Here is an 18,864-nt window from a genome sequence, read left to right as displayed (position 1 = left end):
AGCGGACGGGCACCGCACGGATCCCTGCGCGGTGCCCGTCACCTGCCGGGGTCAGTCGGTGGCGTTCGCCCGCGCCTTCGCGAAGGCGTCGCGGTGGTCGGCCTCGTCGGCGCCGATCTCCAGGAAGCGAGAGGCCGCAGAAAGGTCTCCGGCCTCGATCGCCTGCTGGGCGAAGGTCGGGTACATGGTCGTCGTCTCGTACGACTCGCCGTCGATGGCGCTGGTCAGGTTCGCGACCGTGTCGCCGGCGAGACCGGACAGGTTGCCCTCCTCGCGGAAGTGCTCGGTCAGCTCGACCTCGGCCGTACGCTCGAACAGGCGGGCGATCGCGGCGTGGCCGGACTTGCGGGCCTGCTCGCTGTAGGCCATGTACTTCGCGTACGCGAAGGACTCGCCGTGCATCGCGGTGTCGAGGTTGGCCAGGGTCCCGGCCGAGGCGCCGGACCCGCCCGCCACCACGGCCGCGCGCGAGGCGGTCGGCCCGGCCGGCACCCTGGCTCCGGTGGTGAGGGAGTCCAGGGCGGCCTGGAAGTTCTGCGCGTGGGTGGTCTCGTCGGCGCCGATCTCGGTGAACAGCTCGGCCGCTGCGGTGTCGCCGGCGGCCGCCGCCTCACGGGCGAACGTCGGGTACATCGTGGTGGTTTCGTAGCTTTCGCCGTCGATCGCGGCCTGCAGGTTCTGCTCGACGGACCCGACGAAGCTGGCCTCATCGGCCAGTTCGGCGAAGTGCTGGCCCACCTCGACCTTGGCGGTCTTGGTGAACAGGTGGGACACCTTGTTGTCGCCGGAGCTGCGGGCGATGTCGCCAAAGGCGAGGTATTTGGCGTTCGCGTACGCCTCGCCCTGCATGGCGGTCAGCAGATTCTCGGCGGTCTGCTGCTGCACGGGCGCATTGGCGGGCGCATCCTTCTTGGGCGCTGCCACAGCCGCGGCAGGGCTGACGGCCAGCACAGCCAGGCCGACGGCGAACAGAGCGGTGGTGCGCTTGAATGAGGTATTCATCGATGTCTCCCCTTGTCGTTGGAGGTCGGACGCTGACGACGCTAACGACCAGAGGTAAGACCGGGGTCAGAACTTATGGCCGGACGGCGAATTGGGCGAACGGCCCGGGTTACGGCAAATCGGGGCGCTTGTCGCTGGTGCTGACCGGCAGCTGTGCCCGGAATGCGACGCGTTCAGCGCCGGGGATTCCATCCGGTCAGCCAGCGTCGCTCCGATCGCTCTCACCGCGCTGTCCGAGGCCTACCCCTTCGCGAAGCGCCACGAGTGGTCTTGCAGTTCGGCGTCGCGGGCGCTGCCGCCGTGCAGCGTGGTGTGAGCCATGACTGCCTGGACAGATATTCTCGATCAAGTGTCCACGACCGGCTACGATGGTGGCATGAGCGACACGTTGACGGTGAACCCGTCACACCTGAGCGACGACGACTGGGCACGCGTACGCGCGTTCCTCGACGCCGCGCGCGCCAAGGGCGAAGTCGTCGACCTGTCGAGCCGCGTCGAGATGCTCACCCCGGGCGAGGTCGCCAAGCGCCTCGGGATGTCCCGCTCGACCGTCCGCCGCCGGATTCTCGACGGCGACCTCAAGGCCATCAAGGTCGGCACCCACCACCGCATCACGCTGGCCGAGTACGAGCGCTTCAGCGACGATCTGATGCTCCGCATGGCCCAGGCGTCCGCGGCCGACATCGAGGCCGAGCTGTTCGGTGAGTGAGTCACCGCTCCTCTTCCTCGACGCCAACACGCTCGCCTCGCCGGTCACCCGCACCCTCATCATCGCCGGGACGATGGCCGACGGGCTGAGGTGGACGTGGTCGGCCTACGTCGAGGCCGAAGCCGACGATCACGCACGCGGCCAGTCGATGCCGACGTCGACGGTGCGCGCGACGATCCTCCAAACCGAACTCTCCCCGACCGCATCCACTACCAACGGGTTGACGACCGACCCGAAGGACCGTCAGGTGATCGCCGACGCGATCGAAGCCGGCGCGCGGTACCTAATCACCACTGACGTGGACGACTTCGCCCTCGCCGACCTGGCCGCGCACGAGATGAGCGCGGTGAACCCGGACTACTTCATGGCGCTGCGCCTTACCGAGAACGCCTATCGCAAGGGGGTCGGCCTCCTCGCCGCCGTCCAGAGCAATCCGGCCCGCACCGAAGCGGAACTCCACCGGGTTCTCGGCCGACGGCATCCGCACCTGACCACACGCTTCGCGGAAGCGTACGACACCACGCCCGTCGAAGCCGACCCAGACCAGCCGAATGAGGTCTTCCGCGGCGTGGCGTGCATCCGCTGCGACGCCCACCTCGACAACGACGAGCAGCAGCGCATCGGGTTGTGCGCGGAGCACCTACCAGGCTGAAGGTCCGCTCCGTCAGGGAGCGACGTCAGTCATCGAGGTCTCCCTCGCCGAGTTCGGCGTCGATGTCGGTCGGCACGGTTGTCTCGACGGGCGATACGACCGCGGCGCCCTGGGTTTTGAGCTTGTCTTTGACGCGGGTGATGAGCAGTTCGCGGCGGGCGGTGGAGAAGGCCAAGAAGTCGTCGACATCGTGCGGCAGCACGCTTGGCAGCGCGTTCGCCTTGGTGAACGCCGCTCGTTCGTCGGCACCGGCGTAGTGCTCGGCAAGCCACGTGTCGGGCGCGGCGTCGGACTTGCCGACGTTCTCCGGCCCAGGGAGCAGTTCGAGGTTTGGGAGCAGGTCGCGCTTGTCGACCAGGTCGTTGACCACGGCGTCGCTGTAGCGGCGGCTACCGTCCGCGTTCTCAGCGGCCTTCAGCACTCGGGCGTCGAGCTGCGACTTCGGGAAGACGTGATCGACGTGGTATTGCATCCGGGTGTCGACGTGATCGAAAAGGGTCGCGAGCACCGCCCAGGTGCGGCCACCGCCGTACCCGAGAGATAGCACGTCCTCGACGAGTGCGTCGGTGACCTCCAGCGACTTGCCGCGCAGCGCCATCACATACTCAATCTCTGCCAACGGGAACCGGTCGGCGCCGTCCCTACGGATGACCACCCGCAGGTCGCGCAGCAGCGTGTCCAGGCCGGAGCCCCACACGCCGCGAACGATCAGCGAGCGCAGTATCCACGAGCGCAGCGCGGCACGGTCCTCGCGGTCATCCTTCTTGTCGGAGACACGGTAGGCGGGCGTGAGCCCGCGGCGGTGCACGTAGTACGCGACGGGGATGAGCACGCTGTCGGCGGTCAGGGTGCCGCCGGAGAGACCGAAGTCGGCCAGCAGCTCAGCGGCGATGCGCAGGGACGTGCTGATGTCATCCCACTTCGCCTCAAGGGTCGCCATGTTCGCTGTGGTGAAGTTCTTCACCTTGAACCCGACGTCGCCGACATCGGCGAGCACGAGGCCGGACTTCAGCACGGTGTCCTGCGAGAATCCGAAGCCCTGCCCGGTCGCGTTCAGCGCATCGACAAGGTCGTGGACCGCCGCGCGGGCGTCTCGTTCCTTCCACTGGGCAGTCGCGATCGACATCAGCAAGTCGCTATACGACAGCACGGTGCCGCCGGAGTTCACGCGCACGAAAATGTCGAGCACGCGCTCGATGTCCTGATCGCTCTCCTCGTAGAAGTGCAGGCTCTGGTTGTGGTGCACCTCCTGCCACAGGACGCTGATCATCTCGACGGCTTTCGCGTCATTGCCGACGCCGTACTTCACCGGGATCTGCGCCATCTGGAACGCCTCGCCGGCCTCGAAGATGTCGCTGATCGGGAACCACTTCTTCGTGTCGTCCTCGACGGCCTGCTCTACCTGCGCCCTCGTGAGGAACGCGAGGTGGTACTTCAGCCCCGCTTCGTTCTCGGGCGCTTCGCCGAGCAGGTTCAGGTAGAGCCGCCGCTCCGGGTAGGACCACGCCTTGTTCGCCCACGCCCGCGGGTTGCGGTAGGCGTAGGTGCCGCGCAGCCCGATGTTCAGCGACGTGAGGCGCTGCTGGCCGTCCAGCACCGCGATCACCTCGCGGTCGGTCGGGATGTCGACGACCGGGTTGTGCTTCTTGTCGAAGCCGCTGTAGTCCTTCAGGAAGCCGTAGAACTTGAACTTGCTCACCGTCTCCGGCAGCACCTTCCACGACAAGAAGCTGCCGACCGGGTAGCCGCGGAGCACAGAGTCGAAGATCTTGATCACCTGCGACGGCTTCCACACGTATTCACGCTGAATGGCCGGGAGGATCAGTTCGTTCTTCTGGACCAGCTTCAGCGCTGTCGCGATTGTCATTGGTTCCTTGTGCCCCACGCCCAAGACGTTACCGGCGCGTACGGACACTCGTCGGTTCCGACCCTCCGCCTCGCCGCGAGGACGGCGTACGACCTCTCCTCCGCTCGGCTGGAGGTACGAGATGCCGACGTTCGATGATCCGCGGGCTGACGGCAAAGAGACCCGGCAGGCGCTACGCACGCTCGCCCACGCGACGCGCGCCCTCGCTAGCCCGTCACAGATGTACGACGTGATCGGCGAGCTACCGGGCAGGCTGCGCAGCGGCGCGCGAAGGGCGACGGCGGCTCGGCCCACCGCGCGGACCCTGGCTCCAGCGATGCCAACAAGAAGCCGAAACGAACTCAACCCCCGACATGTTGAATGTCGGGGGTTTGAAACATCGGTCAAAAGGGTGGAGCATAGGGGATTCGAACCCCTGACCTCTTCCATGCCATGGAAGCGCGCTACCAACTGCGCCAATGCCCCGGATACCTCCGTACGGAGACCTCCGGCCGCCCGGAAACGTCCGAGCAAACAGAGAGTGGAGCATAGGGGATTCGAACCCCTGACCTCTTCCATGCCATGGAAGCGCGCTACCAACTGCGCCAATGCCCCTTGCGGGTGCCCGTCCTGCGCGGACCGACCAGAGAACCTTAGCGCGAATCCCCCACCGCGCCAAATCGCCGATCCGAGGGCATCCGTGCCCGCCGAGGCCGCCCGGACAGCACTCCCGTCACGCGCCACCGCGCCCGGTCGGTGCCGTTCCGGCCGGCCCTCTGCTCAGACGTGCACGTTGTACTGCCGGATCCGCCACACGCCGTCCCGGCCGGTGTCGATCACGATCCAGGCACAGTTGCGTACGCCGCCGAGCAGACGGGTGTCGACGTACGTTCCGCCGACGAAGAAGACCGAGCCGATCCGCGCCGCCATGCCGTGGGTGACCACGACGACGGTTTCGCCGTCCTCAGCCGCCTCGGCGATGTCGACGAGCGCGTCGGCGATCCGCTCCCCCATCTCGGTGGAGGTCTCTCCGGTCTCCGACCGGCGGACGTCCTCCCCGTTGCGCATCCGCACGCCGATGCTGGGGTCCTCCTCGATGATCTCGAGGATCGTACGACCCACCCAGTCGCCCACATTGATCTCGCGCAGCCGCTCGTCGACGGAGACCGGAAGGTGGGTGATGTCCGCCAGGGCCTGGGCGGTGCCACGGGCCCGGGCCAGGTCGGAGGAGACGATCGAGGTCGGCTCCCATTCGGCGAGGAACGGCGCAGCCGTCCGGGCCTGCTGTTCACCCACCGCATTGAGCGGGATGTCGTGGTGGCCCTGGAAGCGGCCGGTGAGGTTCCAGTCCGTCTCGCCGTGCCGCCAGATGATCAGCCGGGAGGCGGTCACCGCGTCTCCTCGACGGCGAGCTCGACCCGGGGGCAGTCACCCCACAGCCGCTCCAGCGCGTAGAGAGCCCGCTCGTCGGGCTGCATGACGTGGACGACGAGGTCGAGGAAGTCCACCAGCACCCAGCGCTGGTCCCGGTCCCCCTCGATCCGGGTACGTTTCACGTCCTCGCGGTGCAACGCCTCCTCGATCGCATCGACCACGGCGCCGACCTGGCGGTCGTTCGCGGCGGTGGCGACGAGGAAGATGTCGGTGATCGCCAGCTGCTCGGAGACATCGAACGCCACGAGGTTGGTGGCGAGCTTGTCGGCGGCGGCCTGGGCGGCGACCCGGGCGAGATGAACGGAACGCTCGGTGGCGGTCAAGAAATCACAACTCCTGATAGAGACCACGTTTGTTGATGTAGTTCACGATGCCGTCCGGCACGAGGTACCAGATCGGCAGCCCGTCCCGCACCCGGTGGCGACAGTCCGTGGAGGAGATCGCCAGCGCCGGCACGTCGATCAGGGTGATCCGATCGGACGGCAGATTGTCCACCGACGGCTGGGCAAGCGAGGTGCCCGGGCGGCTGACGCCGATGAAGTGGGCCAGGTCGAACAACTCGTCGGCGCCGCGCCAGGTGACGATCTGGCCCAGCGCATCGGCACCGGTGATGAAGAACAGGTCGACGTCGTCGCCCCGTTCGGCCCGCAGATCCTTCAGCGTGTCGACGGTGTACGTGTCGCCGGGCCGCTCGATGTCGACCCGGCTCACCGTGAAGCGCGGATTCGACGAGGTGGCGATCGCCGACATGATGTAGCGGTCCTCGCCGGAGGAGACCTTGCGGTCCTTCTTCTGCCACGGCGTGCCCGTCGGGACGAACACGACCTCGTCCAGGGCGAACCGGGCGGCGACCTCACTGGCCGCGACGAGGTGGCCGTGGTGGATGGGGTCGAACGTGCCGCCCATCACCCCCAGGCGATACCGCCGTCCGTACATGACGTCACGGCGGCGCGCCAGGCCGGTCTGCGTGGTGGCCAACCGAGTGGTCAGCTGTGCGGGTGGGTCCGGCCGATCAGCTGGACGGCGAGCATCAGCCCGACCAGGATCAGGAACGGGATGGCGAAGAAGGCCCACTCGGGCAGCGGCAGCGGGTTGACGAGGCCTTCGCCCGCCTGCAGGAGTACCAGCGCATTGGTCATGCCGGTCATGCTAGCGGCTCGGCCCGATCGTGTCCCGGCCGGATCCGGTGGCGGGACACGTCGGCCCTGTCCCACCGGGGCCCGGAGGCGGGACGCGTACGTTCCACCGGGAGCCGACCGGGCCCCTACCCCCGCGCCGCGGTCAGCTCCGGACCTGGCCCTCGCCCTCCACCACGTACTTCGTCGACGTCATCTCCAACAGCGCCATCGGGCCGCGGGCATGCAGCTTCTGGGTGGAGATGCCGATCTCGGCCCCGAAGCCGAACTCGCCGCCGTCGACGAACCGGCTGCTGGCGTTGACCAGCACCGCGGCCGCGTCGATCGCCGCGACGAACCGGTCGGCCGCCGTCCGCGAATCGGTGATGATCGTCTCCGAGTGCCCCGAGGTGTAGCGGCGGATGTGCCCGATCGCCTCGTCGAGGGAGTCGACCACCTTCACCGACAGATCCAGCGACAACCACTCCTCGTCGAAGTCGCCCGCCTGGGCCGCCACCACCGCGCCGCTGTAGCCGGCCGTCCGCTCGTCGCCGTGGACCGTGACGCCGCACTCCCCCAGCCCCCACAGGGCCCGCGGCAGGAAGGCGTCGGCGACGTCGCGGTGCACCAGCAGGGTCTCCAGCGCGTTGCACACGCTGGGCCGCTGGGTCTTCGCGTTGACCATGATCGCGTACGCCATGTCGAGGTCGGCGGCCGCGTCGACGTAGAGGTGGCAGTTGCCGGTGCCGGTCTCGATCACCGGCACCGTGGAGCCCTGCACGACGTGGTTGATCAGCCCAGCGCCGCCGCGCGGGATGAGCAGGTCGACCAGACCGCGGGCGGTCATCATCTGGTCGGTGACCTCGCGGGGACCGGCGACCAGCTGGACGGCCTCCTCGGGCAGCCCGACGCTGCGCAGACCGGCGTGCAGGGCAGCGACGACCGCGAGGTTGGAGGCGTACGTGGACGACGAGCCGCGCAGCAGGGCCGCGTTGCCGGACTTCAGGCAGATGCCACCGGCATCGGCGGTGACGTTGGGCCGGGCCTCGTAGATGATCCCGATCACGCCGAACGGCACCCGCAGCTGGCGGATCCGCAGCCCGTTGTCGGTGGTCCAGCCGCGCACCACGTCGCCGACCGGATCCGCCAGGCCGGCCATCTGACGCAGCCCGTCGGCCATCCCGGCGATCCGCTCCGGGGTGAGCCGCAGCCGGTCGATCATCGCACCCGTGGTGCCGTTCGCCTCCGCCGTACGGACGTCCTCCGCGTTGGCGGCCAGGATCGGCTCGGTGTCCGCCAGCAGTGCGTCCGCCATCGCGTGGAGGGCGGCGTTCTTCACCCCGGTCGGGGTCACGGCGAGCACCTGGGCGGCGTCACGAGCGGCAAGGGCCTGGTCACGGAACTCCATGCCGGACAGGATATCCGCTAGCCTCCGAGCCGGACCGAGGTCCACACCTCGTCGGCGTACGGCCGGACGGCGAACTCCTTGACCCGCCGGCCGAGGGCGACCCGGTCGGCCGGTGCCGCCAACGGCACGACGACCGGATCGGTGACCAGATGGTCCTCAGCGGCGACGATCGCGGCATCGCGCTCGGTGCCGGCGGGCAGCGCGGCCAGACCGGCGAGCGTGTCGGAGGTCCACGACGGGTCCAGGCCGAACTCCGTCGCCCCGGCCGACACCAACTGGGCGACCGTCGAGGACGGCTCGGGGGTGTCCATCGCCACGCCCATCAGCTGCAGGTCGGGCCGGTTGGCGCTGCCGGCCGGGGTGCCGAGCATCTGCAGGTACGCCGGCCACGACATCGCCACCGGCTCGGCGGTGATCCCGACGGCCTTCAACTGGTCGGCGACGGCGACGTAGAGGTCCTCGGGGGCGGGCAGGTAGCTCTGCTGCACCCCGCTGGGGTAGGCGATCCGGACCGTCAGCGCCGTCGCGCCGGCCTCGTCGAGCAGCCGGCGGGCCTGCTGCGGGTCGTACGCGTACGCCCGCTCGCGCGACCGGCCGGGCACCAGGTCGTCGGCGACCTCGGAACCGGGCGGCATGGTGCGCACCACCAGCGCCTTCGGGTCGATCGCCATCGCGACCGCCCGCCGGACCCGCTCGTCCTGCATCGCCTTCGTACTGCGGTCGATGCCGAGGTAGGTCAGGTCGCGCTGGGCCTGCGGCAGCACCCTGGTGCCGGCCTTCGGGTCGGTGGTCAGCGAGCCGGCCTCCAGCGGTGTGATCTGGTCGTACGCATCCACGGTGCCCTTGACCAGCCCGTCGCCGCGCGCCTTGGGATCGTTGATCGTCTTGACCAGCACCCGTTCGACCGTCGCCTTCGCGCCCCAGTAGTCGGCGTTGCGGAGCAGGACGACCTGGACCCCGGCCTCCCAGGCGCCGAACCGGAACGGTCCGGTGCCCGTCGGATGGGCCGTGGCGTACGCCGTGGCGCGCGGATCACCACCGGTGTCGTACGCCCCGTACGTCGCCATCGCGGTCGGACTCTGGATGCCGAACTGCGGGCGGGTCAGCTGGGTGAGCAGCCCGGGCATCGGGCCGGTGAGGTCGATCCGCACCTGCTGGGTGCCGAGCACGGTGCAGCCGGCCAACCGGGTGCCGGGAGCGTCGATGAAGCCACCGAAGACCTCCTGGTAGACCGCGGAGACGTCGGGGTCGGCGGCCCGCCCGGAGAGGGTGAGCCAACGGTCGACGTTCGCACACACCGCGGCGGGGCCGAACGGAGTGCCGTCCTGGAAGGTGACGCCCTGGCGCAGGGTGAAGGTGTACGTACGTCCGCCACGGCTCGCCGTCCACGCGGTGGCCAGACCGGGAGCGACGGCGTTGTCCACCTGGGCCGGTGCGGTCGCGGCCGTCGGGGTCGGCGTCGCACCGCCGGGAGTGGCGCCGGCGGTGGGCGACGGAGTGGCGGCGCCCGCCCCGTCCGGCAGGGTGACCAGCGTCTCGAAGATCTGTCGGGCGATCCGCAGGCTGTCCGGATCGGTGACCAGGGCCGGGTCCAGCGCCAGCGGGTCGACCGCCGCGGCGACGACGAACGTGCCCTGACCGGATGCGTCCGCCGAGCCGGACGGGGTGGGCGAGGCGCCCGGCCGGCCGCACCCGCTGAGCATCACCAGGGCCGTGCCGGTGAGCAGCGCCAGAGCGACCCGGGGAGCACGGGTGATCCAGGGAGCACGGGTGACCCGGGGAGCGCGGGTGACCCGGGGAGCGCGGGTGGCCGGGTGGAGGGTCCCGACGCGGAGTCGCGCGCTCCGCGCCCGCCGCCGCCCCGCCCCCTGTCGCCGCACCGACCCCCGTCGCATCAGCGCAGCACCACCAGAGAATCCCGGTGCACGGCGGCCCGCTGGAAGCGTTCCCCGTACGAGGCGGCGAGGTCCCAGGTGTGGTGGCCGATCATGCTCTTCAGGTCGGCGGAGGCGTAGTTGACCAGGCCACGGGCGACGACGGTGCCGCGCTCGTCGACGAGGTCGACCGGGTCGCCCACGTCGAAGGTGCCACGCACCGCGGTGATCCCCGCCGGCAGCAGGGACGCCTTGCGCTGTTCGACGGCGCGGACCGCCCCCTGGTCGAGCACCAGCGCGCCGTCGGGGTCGCTGATGTGGGCCAGCCACAGCAGCCGGGCCGGGCGACGCTTGCCGGTGGGCATGAAGAACGTCCCGACGTCCTCCCCGGAGAGCAGGCTCGCGAGATGCTCCAGGTCGGTCAGCCCGACGGCGATCCCGGCGCCGGTGGCGATCCGGGCCGCCTCGAGCTTGGTCACCATCCCGCCGGTGCCGACGGTGCTGCCGCGCCGCGAGATGTCGATCCCGGCCAGCTCGTCGGCCGACCGGACCAGACCGATCCGCCGGGCACCCGGCGTCTCCGGATGAGCGGTGTAGAGGGCGTCGACGTCGGAGATCAGCAGCAGGGCGTCGGCATGCAGCAGGTGGGAGGTGAGCGCGGCGAGGCGATCGTTGTCCCCGAACCGCAGCTCCTGGGTGGCGACGGTGTCGTTCTCGTTGACGATCGGCACCACCCCGAGCTCCAGCAGCCGGTCCAGCGTCTCGCGAGCGTTGTGGTAGCGCTCCTGGTACTCCAGATCGCCGGTGGTCAGCAGCACCTGGGCGGCGGACAGCCCGAACCGACGGAACAGCGCGGTGTAGAGCTCCAGCAACTGGCCCTGCCCGACCGCCGCGGCAGCCTGCTGGGTCGGCAGATCGTACGGTCGGTGGCTCAGCCCCAACGGCAGCAGGCCGGCGGCGATCGCGCCGGACGACACCAGGGCGACCTCCTGGCCCCGGGCTCGGGCGGCGCCGATGGTGTCGACCAGCATCGCGATGTGCATCACGTCCAGGTGGCCGTCGGCGCGGGTCAGGGAGGACGAGCCCACCTTGATCACCAGCCGATCGCACGAGGACAGCGTGGATCGGTCGAGGGACGTCTCGACGCCGTTGCTCACCGCTCGGGCTCCTCGTGCTCCCCGTCCTGCGCGGCGGTCTGCTCCGGCTGGGTCGCGGACCGCTCCGCCTGGGTGTCGGGGGCGCCGCCCTCGGCCGGCTCGTCGTCCTCCTCCGGCTCCGGTCGATCCGGGACGGTCCACGGGCCGAAGACGTACGCCTCCTCGTCCTGCGCGGCGTGGTAGGCGGCGTCCTTCTCCCGTCGCCGGCCGACGGCCGGCCGCTGTTCCTCGAGCCGCTGGTCACGCCCGCGGCGGGCGAGGATCTCGGCACCGCTCTCGAGCTGGGGCGCGAAGTCGAAGATCACCGCATCGTCGCCACCGATCGCGACGGCGTCGCCGGCGACCGCACCACGGTCGAGCAGGGCCTCCTCGATGCCGAGGCGATTGAGCCGGTCGGCCAGGTAGCCGACCGCCTCGGCGTTCTTGAAGTCCGTCTGGCGCACCCAGCGTTCCGGCTTCGCGCCGCGGACCCGCCACAGGAAACCGCCGTTGCCGTCACCGATCCGGCGGATGGTGAACTGCTCCCCGGTCTCCCCCACGGCCTGCGGCCGCAGGACGATGCGCGGCGCGGCCGGCGCCGGCTGGTTCGCCCGGCGCTCCTCCACCAGCTGGGCCATGGCGAACTGGAGCGCCTTGAGACCCTCCCCTGTCTTGGTGGAGATCGGGAAGACCCGCAGGCCACGCTCCTCGATGTCGGCGCGGACCAGGTCGACCAGGTCGCGGGCGTCGGGGACGTCGATCTTGTTCAGCGCGACCAGGCGAGGGCGGTCCTCCAGACCGCCGTGGGCGTGCAACTCGCCCTCGATGATCTCCAGGTCACTCACCGGGTCGCGACCCGGCTCGAAGGTGGCGCAGTCGATGACGTGGACGATCGCCGCGCAGCGCTCGATGTGACGCAGGAAGTCCAGTCCCAGTCCCTTGCCCTCGGAGGCGCCCTCGATCAGGCCGGGGACATCGGCGACGGTGTAGGTGGTGTCGCCGGCGACGACGACGCCGAGGTTGGGCACCAAGGTGGTGAACGGGTAGTCGGCGATCTTCGGGCGGGCGGCGGAGATGGCCGCGATCAGGGACGACTTCCCGGCGCTCGGGAAGCCGACCAGGCCGACGTCGGCGACGACCTTGAGCTCCAGGACGACCTCGTGGGCCTCGCCGTCCTCGCCGAGCAGGGCGAAGCCGGGGGCTTTGCGGGTGGACGAGGCCAGCGCGGCGTTGCCGAGGCCGCCCTTGCCGCCCTGCGCGACGACCACCTGGGCATCCGGCGTGGACAGGTCGGCCATCATCGTGCCGGTGGCGACGTCGGTGACCACCGTGCCCTGCGGCACCAGCAGCACGATGTCGTCGCCGTTGGCGCCGTTCTGGTGGTCGCCGCGGCCCGGCTCGCCGTTGCCGGCATGGCGCTTGTGCTGGCGGTGGAACTCCACCAGCGTGGTCAGCCCTGGGTCGACCCGCAGCACGACCGAGCCGCCGTCGCCGCCGTTGCCACCGTCGGGCCCACCGAGCGGCTTGAACTTCTCCCGGTGGATGGAGGCGCACCCGTGGCCCCCGTTTCCGCCGGCCACCTCGAGGGTGACGCGATCGACGAAGGAGGGAATGGCCATGGGGCTTCCTGACTGGGAGGGTGCGGCAACCCGAGGTCGCCGGCGGATGGGGAGGGGACGGGCCGCCAGCCTACCAAGGGCGGTGCGGCGGGCAGAGGGGAAACGCAGCGGGGGCGGGCCGAGGAGCGCGCGTACGCCGGAGCGACTGCAGTGGGAAAAGTGTGGTGACGGCGGGGTGAATGCGGGAAGGGCCGCCCCCGCAGGGGCGGCCCTTCCGTTGCTGGTGGTGCCAGTGTCGCTCACTCGGCGACAGCGGCGACCTCCACCGGCTTGACGTTGATCACGCGACGCCCGCGACGGGTGCCGAACTCGACCTTGCCGGGGACCAGGGCGAACAGGGTGTCGTCCTTGCCGCGGCCCACGCCGTCACCGGGGTGGAAGTGGGTGCCGCGCTGGCGCAGGATGATCTCCCCCGCGTTGACGGACTCGCCACCGAAACGCTTCACGCCGAGGCGCTGCGCGTTGGAATCACGACCGTTGCGCGTCGAGGACGCGCCTTTCTTGTGTGCCATGCTCGGTCCTCCCTCAGGCCTTGATGTCGGTGACCTTGACCTGGGTGTACCGCTGACGGTGCCCCTGGCGCTTGGTGTAACCGGTCTTGTTCTTGAACTTCAGGATCCGGATCTTCGGGCCCTTGGTCTCGGCGAGCACCTCGGCGGTGATCTCGACCTTGCCGAGGGCGTCCGCATCCGAGGTCACGGTCTCGCCGTCGACCAGCAGCAGCGGCTGGAGCTGAACGGTGGAACCGACCTCGTCGGCGACCTTGTCGATCTCGACAACATCACCCACGGCAACCTTGTGCTGGCGGCCGCCACTGCGCACGATCGCGTACACGCCTGAACCTTCTCTCTTCGTCGAATCTGTCTCACCCGGACCGTGTCCCGCCGTGCCCGCATCCCGCGCGGGGGCCCGGAGACGTACGCAGCACGGGTCGTCGACCCGGCTGCCCTCAATCCGTCGTGCGGCGATCGGAACGCCCCCGGCTGCGAAGCCCTGAGGTCCTGAATGCGCCGAGGATCAAGACTACGCAGTCGGGGACGTCCCGGTCAAACCGATCAACCGATCAGTGGTCCGAACCGCCCTCGGGCGGGTCGAGCACGGGCTGGACGGGCACGAAGGCGTCCTGCACCGGCTCGGTCACCGGTGCCGGCACGAAGGCGTCCTGCACCGGAGCGTCCGTCGAGAGCGCCGCCGGGGCGTCCGTCGGGTCGGCGGCGGCCTTGCGGGCCCGGCTGCGGGTGCCTGACCCGGAGGTGGCCTTCGCCGCCGTCTTCCGGGTGCTCCTGGTGGTCGTACGCCGCGACGTGGCAGCAGCCTCCGTGGACTCCGTGCTGGTCGGGGACGCCGCGTCCGGCTCGGCCGCCTGACCGGTGACCGGCTGTTCGGTCGCCGGAGTGGCGGCGGCCCGCTTCGTCGTCTTCCGTGCCGTCGCCTTCTTGGCCGTCGCCTTCTTGGCTGTCGTCTTCCTGGCCGCCGCCTTCTTCGCGGCGGGCTTCTCGACCGCCGGCGCGTCCTCCGGCGTCACCACGGTCACGGTCTCGAGAGCTGCTTCGGTGACCGCCTTCTCGACAGCCGCCTCGGCGGGGGCCTTCCCGCTGGCAGCCTTCTTGGCCGTGGCCTTCCTGGCGGTCGACTTCTTCGCAGTCGTCTTGGCGGTCGACTTCTTCGCCGCGGACGTGCGGGTCGTCGACTTCTTCGCCGCCGGTGCCTCCGCCGGGGCCGCGTCGATCAGCGCCGGAGCCTCCTCACCGCCGGCGACCAGCGCCGCGACGATCTCCGCCAGGGCGTCGGCCGGAGCCGTGCCGCCGCTGGCCGGGGCCTCGGTGGCGGGCACCGTCGCGGGAGCCTCAGGCAGCGGCGTCACCCTCGCCTCGGCCGCGACCGGCTGCGGCACCGCTGTCCGAGCCTCGCCCGTATCGGACGACACAGGCTCGGACGACCCGGCCGCGGACGACACCTCCTCGGCCGCGGCACCCGGCGCCCCGGCCGGGCGACGGCTCCCCCGCGATCGGCTGGAGCGCCGCGACCGCGAGCTCGTGCCGGCGCCGGTCAGCGCCTCGGCCACGGCCTCGACCGCGGTCTCCGTCGCCTGCTCGAGGTGTCCCTCCGTGGCCGGAGCGGCGGGAGCCGTACGATCCTCGGCTTCGACGGCCGGCTCGGCCACCTTCGGCTTGGACCCGGCGTGCGCCACAGCGTTCATCGCCGCCTGTGCCGCCGCCCGGGCCTCGACGGAGACCTGCTCGGTCTCGGTCTCCTTGGCCGGGGCCGGGGTCGGCACGGAGGCCTGTCCGGTCGACTTGCCACGGCTGCGCTTGCGGCTGTTGCGGCCCTGTCGGTCACCGCCGTCGGCCGGCGCCTGGGTGGCCACCGGCATGTCGTGAATCAGGTAGCCGCGGTTGTTGCACACCTCGCACGGCTCGGTGAACGCCTCGGCCAGACCGGTGCCGATCTTCTTGCGGGTCAGCTGCACCAGCCCGAGGCTGGTCACCTCGGAGACCTGGTGACGCGTACGATCCCGGCCGAGGCACTCCACCAGCCGGCGCAGCAACAGCTCGCGGTTGCTCGGCAACACCATGTCGATGAAGTCGATGACGATGATGCCGCCGACGTCACGCAGCCGCAGCTGACGGACGATCTCCTCGGCCGCCTCCAGGTTGTTCGCCGTGACGGTGGCCTCGAGATTGCCGCCGTGGCCGGTGAACTTGCCGGTGTTGACGTCGATGACGGTCATCGCCTCGGTGCGGTCGATGACCAGCGAACCGCCGGACGGCAGGTGCACCTTGCGTTCCAGTGCCTTGGCGATCTGCTCGTCGAGGCGGTAGTGCGCGAAGACGTCGCCCTTCGCCGCACGGTCCCAGTGGACGACCCGATCCGCCAGGTGCGGCGCGGTGTGGGTCAAGTAGTCCGCAAGGGTGTCGTACGCGTCGTCGTCCTCGCCGTCACCGTCGACGATGAGCTCGGCGAAGTCCTCGGTGAAGAGGTCGCGGACCGTACGGATCGTCAGGTCGGGCTCGCTGTAGAGCAGCTGCGGCGCCCCGCCGTGCTTGGCACGGTTCTCGATGGTGTCCCACTGCGACTTGAGCCGGCTGACGTCGTGGACGAGCTGTTCCTGGGTGGCACCCTCGGCCGCCGTACGGACGATGACGCTGGCGCCCTCCTCGATCAGTTCGGCGAGGATGTGCTTCAGCCGCTTACGCTCGACGTCGGGCAGCTTGCGGGAGATGCCGGACAGGTGGCCGCCCGGGGCGTACACCACGTACCGACCCGGCAGGGAGACGTGATTGGTCAGTCGGGCACCCTTGGCCCCGACCGGGTCTTTGGTCACCTGCACGACGACGGTCTGGCCGGACTTCAGGACGTTCTCGATCCGCCGCTCGGAGTGGCCGGAACCGTACGCGTCCCAGTCGACCTCACCGGCGTAGAGCACGGCGTTGCGGCCGCGGCCGATGTCGATGAACGCGGCCTCCATCGACGGAAGGACGTTCTGGACCTTGCCGAGGTAGATGTTGCCGATCAGCGAGGAGGACGACTCCCGGTCGACGTAGTGCTCGACGAGCACGCCGTCCTCGAGGACGGCGATCTGGGAGTACTCCTCGCCCTGGCGCACCACCATCTGGCGGGTGACGGACTCCCGCCGGGCCAGGAACTCCGACTCGGACACGATCGGTGCGCGGCGGCGGCCCGCGGCGCGTCCTTCCCGACGGCGCTGACGCTTGGCCTCCAGACGGGTCGACCCCTCGACGGCGCGGATCTGATCGCCGGCAGCCGCATGGGGCTCGCGCACCTTGACGACGACCTCGGGCGGATCGTCCTCGGACCCGGTGCTGGCATCCTCACCGCGACGGCGGCGCCGACGCCGACGCCGACGGGACGACCCGGAGGAGGCAGCCTCCCCCTCGCCCTGCTCGGCGGCCTCGGCCTGCTCGGCGACCGCGGTCTGGTCAGCGGCGGCCTCACCCTGCTCGGTAGTGCCTTCGGTCGTGGCGGCTTCCGCCGTGGTGGTCTCGCTCGCGACGCCCTCGGCAGCGGCCTCCGGAGCGGCCTGGCCGACAGCGACGGGCTGCTCGCCCTCGGTCGTCTCGTCGGACTCCTCGGTGTCAGCGGTCGCCTGGCCGCCCTCTCCCCCATGGCGTCGACGGCCCCCACGGCGGCGCCGACGACGACGGGGCGCCGTGGACGCCTGGGTCTCCTCGCCCTCGTCGGCCTCTTCGTCCTCGCCCTCGGTCGGCTCAGCCTCGGCCTCGAGCGCGGTGGTCTCATGGGTGGCTTCGGTCTCGTCGTCGGGCTGCTCGGTGGCGGCCTCGTCGGCGTGCTCGGCCACCGCCTCGATCTCGATCAACTCGTTCGCCTCGGCATCCGCCTCGACGGCGGACTCGTCGGCGGCGACCTCCGGCTCAGCGGCAACGAACTCAGCGGCCGGGGCAGTCTCGGCCTCCTCGACCGGCTCCGCGGCAACCACCTCGGCAGCTGGGGTCTCGACCGGCGCCACCTCGGCGGTCCGCTCGGCCGGCGCAGCGGCCTCCGCGGGCGGTCCGGCAGGGCGGCGACGGGACCGGCGTCCCGCCGGCGGCTTCGGCAGTCCGTCGTCGAGCGGACGTGCAGTATCAAGCGGAAGTGCAGTATCGGCCGACGATGCGGCGGTCTGCTCGTTCTCGAGCATGGCTCTCCTTCACCCGGTGCGGCGTCCGCACCGGTGACAGGTGTCGCGGCGGGTCTCCGGCGCCGGCACCGATGGTTCGGCGGGCGGACGACACACGACGCGTCACAAAGCTGGTGGTCTCCGGGAGACGGCGGCCCGCCTACCCCGCCGCGGTCGATCCGGTCGTCGCGGTCTCAGGGAGCGGGGCCCGCGCTGTCACCACGGGCACTGCCTCACCGGCCCGGGGCACCGGCGGCGCCCCGACCTGCGCGCAATTATTCCACAGGATGTACGAGAAACCACACCACCGGACCATCCGACGCTCCGGGACGATTGCGAAGCACTCGCCGCCGACGTCCGGCGGAGTCACCCGGCGGGACGCAGCACGGACGACAGAGTCAGAAGATCAGCGGATCGATCGCCAGGGCGAGGAAGACCAGCGCCAGGTAGGAATTCGACCAGTGGAACAGTCGCATCGGCTTGAGCGCGGCGTCGGTCAGGCCACGACGAGCCCGTCGCCACAGCGCGATCGCCTCACCGAGGAAGGCCGCCCCGCCCGCGAGGGCGACGGCCGGATAGAGCCAGCCGGTGCCCCCGACCGGCCACAGCACCAGGGTGACCACCACGGTGATCACGGAGTAGACGAGGATCTGGTCGGCGACCACTCGGGCCGGCCGGACCACCGGCAGCATCGGCACGTCGACCGTCGCGTAGTCCTCGCGGTAGCGGATCGCCAGCGCCCACGTGTGCGGCGGGGTCCAGAAGAAGACGATGAGGAACATCACCAGCGGCGCCCAGCCGATCGAGCCGGTCACCACCGTCCACGCGATCAGCGGCGGGAAGCAGCCGGCGATGCCGCCCCAGACGATGTTCTGGGCGGTCCGCCGCTTCAGCACCATGGTGTAGACCAAGACGTAGAAGAGGATCGCGGCCAGACCCAGCGCGCCGGACAACAGGTTGCCCCCCAGGCCGAGCACCGCGAGCGCGACGATCCCGAGGACCACGCCGAAGGCCAGCGCCGCCGGACCGGAGATCTCGTGACGCGGGATCGGCCGTCGCCGGGTCCGGCGCATCTGCTCGTCGATGTCGCGGTCGTACACGTTGTTGAAGACATTGGCCGAGCCGGCTGCGGCGTACCCACCGATCAGCACCACCAGCACGTCCTGCCAGTTCGGCAGACCGCGGGCGGCCAAGAACATGGCCGGCACGGCGGTGATCAGCAGCAGTTCGATGACCCGAGGTTTCGTGAGCCGTACGTACGCCCCGACGACATCCATGAATCCGGCGCGCGCGGGGGCCGTGAGAGCTCCTGCATCCGGGGAGTCCGGCCTCGACTGGGCGTCCACTACTGACACATTTCCCTTCCGGAGGTCCGCGACCCCCGGACCTGCTCGGCTCACCCTACCTGCGAAGGCGCGCCGCACCCAGTG

At 70.4% G+C, this 18,864-nt stretch carries 15 protein-coding genes, 2 tRNA genes and 1 pseudogene; 2 read left to right on the top strand and 16 right to left on the bottom strand.

What is annotated here, in order from left to right; all coding sequences use genetic code 11:
- Positions 1–51: 51 nt before the first annotated feature.
- Positions 52–1,002 carry a ferritin family protein gene (locus R0146_RS10600; protein WP_317689443.1) on the bottom strand — a complete coding sequence of 317 codons (951 nt, stop codon included), beginning with the start codon at positions 1,000–1,002 and terminating at the stop codon, positions 52–54.
- Between the two features lie 376 nt (positions 1,003–1,378).
- Between R0146_RS10600 and R0146_RS10595 the strand changes: the two genes are divergently transcribed.
- Both R0146_RS10595 and R0146_RS10590 read left to right on the top strand, forming a co-directional pair.
- On the top strand, positions 1,379–1,711 hold the full coding sequence (locus R0146_RS10595; protein WP_317689441.1) for a helix-turn-helix domain-containing protein: 333 nt from the start codon (positions 1,379–1,381) through the stop codon (positions 1,709–1,711).
- A 73-nt stretch (positions 1,712–1,784) separates the two neighbouring features.
- Positions 1,785–2,363 (top strand): PIN domain-containing protein, encoded by a 579-nt coding sequence (locus tag R0146_RS10590; RefSeq protein WP_317689439.1) that lies wholly within the window; start codon positions 1,785–1,787, stop codon positions 2,361–2,363.
- A gap of 25 nt (positions 2,364–2,388) precedes the next feature.
- Here R0146_RS10590 and R0146_RS10585 read toward each other — a convergent pair whose 3' ends face one another.
- The 15 genes and pseudogenes from R0146_RS10585 to R0146_RS10515 all read right to left on the bottom strand — a co-directional run bounded on the left by R0146_RS10585 (position 2,389) and on the right by R0146_RS10515 (position 18,834).
- Positions 2,389–4,248 (bottom strand): DUF262 domain-containing protein, encoded by a 1,860-nt coding sequence (locus tag R0146_RS10585; protein WP_317689437.1) that lies wholly within the window; start codon positions 4,246–4,248, stop codon positions 2,389–2,391.
- Between the two features lie 374 nt (positions 4,249–4,622).
- A tRNA-Ala gene (locus R0146_RS10580) sits at positions 4,623–4,695 on the bottom strand.
- Positions 4,696–4,751: 56 nt separating this feature from the next.
- Positions 4,752–4,824: transfer RNA gene (locus R0146_RS10575), tRNA-Ala, on the bottom strand.
- Positions 4,825–4,989: 165 nt separating this feature from the next.
- Complete coding sequence (locus tag R0146_RS10570; protein WP_317689434.1) at positions 4,990–5,601, bottom strand: histidine phosphatase family protein; 612 nt, start codon at positions 5,599–5,601, stop codon at positions 4,990–4,992.
- Positions 5,598–5,966 carry a ribosome silencing factor gene (gene rsfS / locus R0146_RS10565; RefSeq protein ID WP_317689432.1) on the bottom strand — a complete coding sequence of 123 codons (369 nt, stop codon included), beginning with the start codon at positions 5,964–5,966 and terminating at the stop codon, positions 5,598–5,600. Before rsfS ends, R0146_RS10570 begins: the two co-directional genes overlap by 4 nt.
- Positions 5,967–5,970: 4 nt before the next feature.
- Positions 5,971–6,579, bottom strand: a complete 609-nt coding sequence (gene nadD, locus R0146_RS10560) for a nicotinate-nucleotide adenylyltransferase (protein ID WP_411567199.1) — start codon at positions 6,577–6,579, stop codon at positions 5,971–5,973.
- A 50-nt stretch (positions 6,580–6,629) separates the two neighbouring features.
- Complete coding sequence (locus R0146_RS10555; protein ID WP_317689428.1) at positions 6,630–6,782, bottom strand: hypothetical protein; 153 nt, start codon at positions 6,780–6,782, stop codon at positions 6,630–6,632.
- A gap of 142 nt (positions 6,783–6,924) precedes the next feature.
- Entirely contained in the window at positions 6,925–8,166 is a 1,242-nt protein-coding gene (locus R0146_RS10550; protein WP_317689426.1) for a glutamate-5-semialdehyde dehydrogenase, read from the bottom strand.
- Between the two features lie 17 nt (positions 8,167–8,183).
- Complete coding sequence (locus tag R0146_RS10545) at positions 8,184–10,046, bottom strand: ABC transporter substrate-binding protein (protein ID WP_317689423.1); 1,863 nt, start codon at positions 10,044–10,046, stop codon at positions 8,184–8,186.
- Positions 10,047–10,060: 14 nt separating this feature from the next.
- Positions 10,061–11,197 carry a glutamate 5-kinase gene (gene proB, locus R0146_RS10540; RefSeq protein ID WP_317689421.1) on the bottom strand — a complete coding sequence of 379 codons (1,137 nt, stop codon included), beginning with the start codon at positions 11,195–11,197 and terminating at the stop codon, positions 10,061–10,063.
- Positions 11,194–12,795: a GTPase ObgE gene (gene obgE, locus R0146_RS10535; RefSeq protein ID WP_317689419.1), complete on the bottom strand. Its 1,602-nt coding sequence runs from the start codon at positions 12,793–12,795 to the stop codon at positions 11,194–11,196. Before obgE ends, proB begins: the two co-directional genes overlap by 4 nt.
- A gap of 239 nt (positions 12,796–13,034) precedes the next feature.
- Positions 13,035–13,307, bottom strand: coding sequence for a 50S ribosomal protein L27 (rpmA, locus tag R0146_RS10530; RefSeq protein WP_317689417.1), 273 nt, complete (start codon positions 13,305–13,307; stop codon positions 13,035–13,037).
- 13 nt (positions 13,308–13,320) lie between these two features.
- Positions 13,321–13,629: a 50S ribosomal protein L21 gene (gene rplU, locus R0146_RS10525; RefSeq protein WP_317689415.1), complete on the bottom strand. Its 309-nt coding sequence runs from the start codon at positions 13,627–13,629 to the stop codon at positions 13,321–13,323.
- Between the two features lie 1,450 nt (positions 13,630–15,079).
- A pseudogene (locus tag R0146_RS10520) lies at positions 15,080–17,455 on the bottom strand (Rne/Rng family ribonuclease); the annotation flags it as partial.
- A 377-nt stretch (positions 17,456–17,832) separates the two neighbouring features.
- On the bottom strand, positions 17,833–18,834 hold the full coding sequence (locus R0146_RS10515; protein WP_411567140.1) for a heme o synthase: 1,002 nt from the start codon (positions 18,832–18,834) through the stop codon (positions 17,833–17,835).
- Positions 18,835–18,864 lie beyond the last annotated feature (30 nt).

The organism is Raineyella sp. LH-20 (genome assembly GCF_033110965.1).
Taxonomy (GTDB): domain Bacteria; phylum Actinomycetota; class Actinomycetes; order Propionibacteriales; family Propionibacteriaceae; genus Raineyella.
The sequence above is the reverse complement of the archived record's forward strand: the minus strand, read 5'-3'. Positions and strand labels throughout refer to the sequence as shown.